This is a genomic window from Pseudomonas sp. 30_B (assembly GCF_017491605.1).
In the GTDB taxonomy this organism is placed as follows: domain Bacteria; phylum Pseudomonadota; class Gammaproteobacteria; order Pseudomonadales; family Pseudomonadaceae; genus Pseudomonas.
On sequence record NZ_JAFGYY010000341.1, the window covers coordinates 1 to 448 of the forward strand.

The window sequence follows — 448 nt, forward strand, 5'->3', positions numbered from 1 at the left end:
GACAAGGCTGCGCAGTACATACAGCGCGGGATCGCCGCCCGGCGCGCTGAAATTGCGTTCCCCGCTCTGCTCGCGCTCGGCATGCGGCTGCTCCCGCTGTTGCCCGCGGTGATGGCGGATGCGATCCTCGGTCGATTGTCCTATTTGCCGCGCGAGGAGCGATAGCGTGGCGTCGTCGATGCCGATCACATTCGTCTTTGCCATTGCCCTGTCATTTGCCGCAGATGCGATTGCAATTCCCCGCGCCGCCGTTCGCCGTCCGTTCCTGGCGGGGGCGTTGCATACCGCGAGCGTGTTGTTCGTCGCCTGCGTCATCCTTGCGCTGACCCGTCGCCCGCATTTTGCCGCGTTCCTCGCTCTGGCGCTGGTGGCGCTTGCCGGCGCGGTCAGCAATGCGAAATTTTCATCCCTACGCGAGCCGTTTGTTTTTACCGACCTGAGTCTGTTC

Annotated in this window: 1 pseudogene; it reads left to right on the plus strand. The window is 63.6% G+C overall.

The features are described from left to right. Window positions 1-166 precede the first annotated feature (166 nt). Window positions 167-448, plus strand: a pseudogene (locus J5M67_RS28575) (LTA synthase family protein); the annotation flags it as partial.